This window comes from Accumulibacter sp. (assembly GCF_023806565.1).
Taxonomy (GTDB): Bacteria; Pseudomonadota; Gammaproteobacteria; order Burkholderiales; family Rhodocyclaceae; genus Accumulibacter.
The window spans coordinates 1-4,117 of record NZ_JAMTDV010000070.1; the positions used below are offsets into that span (position 1 = coordinate 1).

Consider the following 4,117-nt stretch of genomic DNA (forward strand, 5'->3'; position numbering starts at 1 on the left):
GGAGAGGGAATGCTGCGAACATCGTCGCGACACCAGTGTGAAGACCCCCGAAGAAGCTCTAGCGCCGGCGAGCGAGACGTTCGGTGAAGACCTTGCAGTGTCCCACCGCAATCTGGATTCCGTGTCGAGCGGCGCGGCCACCGAACTGCGCAGAATCTCGCTGTACTTTCCTTACGCGAAACGCGCCGACCTCGGTGCTTATCGAGCCGAGGCATTTCATTTGGGCAAGAGTCGAAGGAAGCTCCACCAACCTGAGTTGGGATGCAAAAGGCAATGCGTCGCCCTGTACCCGTGAGTGAATACCTGGGTAACCTTTTCCTGGGTACCGACCGAGCCATGCGCTTGCGCCTCGGGCAGACAGGCTTGGCACTCCTCTTGATGCTGATGGGCATGGCAGTCGTGCTCTGGGCGGCGTGGGCGCTGGACCGACCGCGCGGTCCGCTGTGCGTTTGGACACTCACTTCGCTGTTTTCCATTGTCATGGTCTATGTGACCATTCGCTGCGGTTGGTCACGGCGCTTCAAGGACCCCTCACTGACTTTGCCGCAGATGGTGATTGCGATTGCCTGCAGCGCGACCGGGTATGCGCTGATGGGCCCGGTGCGTGCAATAGCGTTCCCGAACTTGCTGATTATCCTGATGTTTGGCATGTTCGGCCTGCGCGCCATCAGTGCCTTGGGCATCAGCATCTATGCTTTGCTTGCGTTTGGCCTTAGCATGGCCCTGATGGCTTCGATCAGTCCCGATGTGTATTCGCCGACTGTTGAAGTCGCGCATTTCATGATGCTGGTCATCGTCGTGCCGGCAGTCTCGGTTCTGTCCGGGCGCTTGAGCCGCATTCGCCGCCGATTGGGCGAACAAAAGAAAGAGCTCGCCATGGCGCTGGAACAGATTCAACTGATGGCCGCGCGTGATGATTTGACCGGCTTGCTGAATCGCCGTCATATGGTGGTTATGCTGGAGCAGGAAGCTCAGCGCAGCCTGCGCTCGGGACACGAGTTTTGCGTGGCGCTGATCGACATGGATCATTTCAAACGAGTGAATGACCGCTACGGCCACGCTGCGGGTGACGCTGTACTGTGCGCCTTTGCCCACACGGTGCAGGTGGCCCTGCGCCGCTCGGATGTTCTGGCACGCTGGGGTGGCGAGGAATTCGTGCTGATGCAATCGGAGACCAGCCTCTCGCTAGCCGCCGCCACCATGGAGCGTCTGCGCGAGCAGGTGGCGAAGCTGGAACCCCAATTTGCCGGGGACGTCTTGCGGATCAGCTTTTCGGCCGGCCTGACGGAACACCGCTCGGGTGAGTCTGTGGCCCAGACGCTGGAACGTGCAGACCGCCTGCTCTACGATGCCAAGGCTCAGGGTCGCAATCGGGTGGTGACAGGCTGATCAAGCCGGCGGGCCAGCCTTCAGGATCGGTACCGGAAATTCCAGATTCTCGCTGCTGATGGTTGATCGCGATCGGGCGATGAAGGAATGGCCAGAAGCGGGAATGCGGATGAGGATGCCTTCGGCCCGCTTCCCGATCATTCTCGATCGCTCGACTTTTGTCCTTGACGACCGCGCGTTCACACGCGTGCCGGCGATGATTGCGGGGGTGCGCCAGATCGAGTGAGCGTCGGGGATCCGGGATCGGCTTTTCAACTGGCTCCGTATACCACCGCTGTCGCCATGATCTCGTCGGCTTCATGGCGCCGGTGCAGCGCCAGGCCCAGCGCCGCCATGTCTTCGGCCTGGCGCGCCAGAACGAGCTGCGCAAAGGGCAGGAACTCCACCTCCTCCATGCGCACGTGCTCATTGAAGCGCCTCACCATTTCCTGCAACAGCGCGGAGTCCAGCTGCGGCAGATCACCGTTGGCGATGGCTTGCACGGCTGGTTCGAGCTTCTTCCACAGTTGCGCGATCTCGCGATGCTCGCGGATGAGTTGCGTGACCATGGCTTGTGCCCGTTCCGCTTCTTCGCCCGACGCCGCAACCTGCAACACCGCGGGAAAGAGGTCGCGCTCCTCGTCATCGTGGTGGACGAGCAGGCGGTCGCGGAACATCTTCAGCACATCCGCGGCACACCCGCGCGCCCGTGCAGCAGTGACGACCATTTCGGGCAGGCCGAGAGAGTCCTCAAGCAGCGTCACGAACCCTATGTGACAAGTGGAAAAGTCCTGCAGCGGGGCGGCCGCTTCGGCCGCCCGGCGGATCGATGTCTCGGACATGGCGCCTCCCTTCTCCAAGCTTTCGTGCTCATTCAAGAATAGGCAATGCAAGGCTCTTCCGCAAGTATGGACCTTCTCCGCTGTGGCATGGACCCGAATGAGGGACGTGTTTCCGTCCGCGATCGAGCCTGAGCGCAAGGCCCGGGAGAACGGCAGCCCCCAAGCCGGCTTCGACGAGACCGATGGCGCCGGCGACGTGATTGATCTCGTAATGAATGCTGGGCCGAAGCTCGAGTTTGGCGAGTCCGTGGTCGATCAACATCCGGTTGCCACTGCTCTGCGCCACCGAGACCAGTTTTTCCCCAACCAGCGACGCCCGGTCGATCGACTGTCGTGTTGCCAGGTGATGATCGTTGCGGACGACGAGTACGTAACGCTCGGTGTGCACCGGTTTGAAAGCGATGTCTGCCTCCTGAGTGCCGATGAAATTCATGCCGAAGTCGGCAACTCCCGACACGACGCAATCCAGCACCTCGCGAGCGCTTTCATCGATGACCTCGATCCGGACTAAGGGATGGACCTGTGCGAAGTCCTTCAATATCCCGGGCAGCAAGTGATTGGCCACCGAGGGCACGCAGGCGAGGTAACGTGCTCCTTGCGCTGAAGAGTGCTTTCGGCCATGCCGTGCAGCACGTATTCCCGCTGCTCGACAATGGCTTCCGCATGCTTCAGGAACTGCCGCCCGGCATCCGTCAGAGAAACACGGCGGGTGCTCCGCTCCAGCAGGCGGGTCTGCAGGCCATTCTCCAGCTTTTCGATGCGCCGGCTCAGGGCCGGCTGGGAGAGGAACATTGCTTCCGCCGCCGCCTTGAAGCTTGATTTCTCCGCTACCGCGAAAGCCTGAAGCTCGCCAATTTCGATATTGATTCGCATCTGGTATTAATCCATGCCATAAATGCATTCTACCTTTCAATGACTTGCGTGCATGATTCCAGTCCGGTTGGACAAGCACAAGAGCTGCAGGCAGGTGGTGGAATGTCGCTGTGGCAAGAAGCCATGCCAAACTTTCTGAACGTCGCCTCCCGGCAGGACAAGGTTCGGATCATGGCCCGCGGCGGCCAGCCTGCACGGTTTCGGCATGCTGCCGATCGGCGCCGTTCATAACTCAATCTTCTACGGATGAGGTGATCATGAACACCGTGCAAGAAGGCCGCACGTCGACTCTTTCGACGGTGTTGCGGGTAACCATTGGCAACTTCCTGGAAATGTTCGATTTTTTCCTTTACGGATTCTATGCCACGTATATCGCCAATACCTTCTTTCCCAGCACCAGCGAATACGCCTCGCTGATTCTGACCTTCGCCACTTTCGGCGCCGGCTTCCTGATGCGTCCCCTGGGCGCAGTGATCCTCGGCAGCTACATCGACCACATCGGACGTCGCAGGGGATTGATACTGATTCTCGGAATCATGGCCTGCGGCACCAATCTCATCGCCTTCGTCCCCGGCTACTCCCGCATCGGGATCCTGGCGCCGATCCTGGTGCTGATTGGCCGCCTGTTGCAGGGATTTTCGGCGGGTGTCGAATTGGGCGGAGTATCGGTTTATCTGTCCGAAATGGCGACGCCAGGCCACAAGGGGTTCTACGTCAGTTGGCAGTCGGCGAGCCAGCAGGTGGCGATCATGGCCTCGTCGGTGATCGGCTACCTGTTGAACCGATGGCTGCTGCCCGCCGAAATCACCGACTGGGGCTGGCGCATTCCCTTCTTCATCGGCTGCATGATCATCCCGGTGATCTTCATCATTCGCCGCTCCCTCCAGGAAACCGAAGAGTTTCTGGCCCGCAAGCACCGTCCCGGATTTCGCGAAATCGTTCGTTCCATCACACAGAACTGGCGCATAGTCGTCGCCGGGAGTTTCTGGCCCGCAAGCACCGTCCCGGATTTCGCGAAATCGTTCGTTCCATCA

At 60.1% G+C, this 4,117-nt stretch carries 6 protein-coding genes; 3 read left to right on the top strand and 3 right to left on the bottom strand.

Annotated features, from left to right (window positions below; translation table 11 throughout):
• Both NFV80_RS08490 and NFV80_RS08495 read left to right on the top strand, forming a co-directional pair.
• Nucleotides 1-295 (top strand): hypothetical protein (locus NFV80_RS08490; RefSeq protein ID WP_296758385.1); only part of this gene is annotated, 295 nt, incomplete at its 5' end.
• Between the two features lie 68 nt (nucleotides 296-363).
• A complete protein-coding gene (locus NFV80_RS08495; protein WP_296758387.1) occupies nucleotides 364-1,389 on the top strand; it encodes a diguanylate cyclase in 1,026 nt (341 codons plus the stop codon).
• A gap of 251 nt (nucleotides 1,390-1,640) precedes the next feature.
• Here NFV80_RS08495 and NFV80_RS08500 read toward each other — a convergent pair whose 3' ends face one another.
• The 3 genes from NFV80_RS08500 to NFV80_RS08510 are packed head-to-tail and all read right to left on the bottom strand — an operon-like array spanning nucleotide 1,641 to nucleotide 3,083.
• Nucleotides 1,641-2,246: a hemerythrin domain-containing protein gene (locus NFV80_RS08500; protein WP_296758389.1), complete on the bottom strand. Its 606-nt coding sequence runs from the start codon at nucleotides 2,244-2,246 to the stop codon at nucleotides 1,641-1,643.
• Nucleotides 2,239-2,775 (bottom strand): LysR substrate-binding domain-containing protein, encoded by a 537-nt coding sequence (locus NFV80_RS08505; RefSeq protein WP_295328402.1) that lies wholly within the window; start codon nucleotides 2,773-2,775, stop codon nucleotides 2,239-2,241. Before NFV80_RS08505 ends, NFV80_RS08500 begins: the two co-directional genes overlap by 8 nt.
• A complete protein-coding gene (locus NFV80_RS08510; RefSeq protein ID WP_295328404.1) occupies nucleotides 2,745-3,083 on the bottom strand; it encodes a LysR family transcriptional regulator in 339 nt (112 codons plus the stop codon). The genes NFV80_RS08505 and NFV80_RS08510 overlap by 31 nt, the downstream gene beginning before the upstream one ends.
• A gap of 257 nt (nucleotides 3,084-3,340) precedes the next feature.
• Between NFV80_RS08510 and NFV80_RS08515 the strand changes: the two genes are divergently transcribed.
• A partial coding sequence (locus NFV80_RS08515) for an MFS transporter (protein ID WP_296758391.1) occupies nucleotides 3,341-4,117 on the top strand: 777 nt, incomplete at its 3' end.

Bases quoted from the DNA above. Each gene is read 5' to 3' on its own strand.
- NFV80_RS08510 (WP_295328404.1), bottom strand. From the start codon at position 3,083: ATGCGAATCAATATCGAAATTGGCGAGCTTCAGGCTTTCGCGGTAGCG.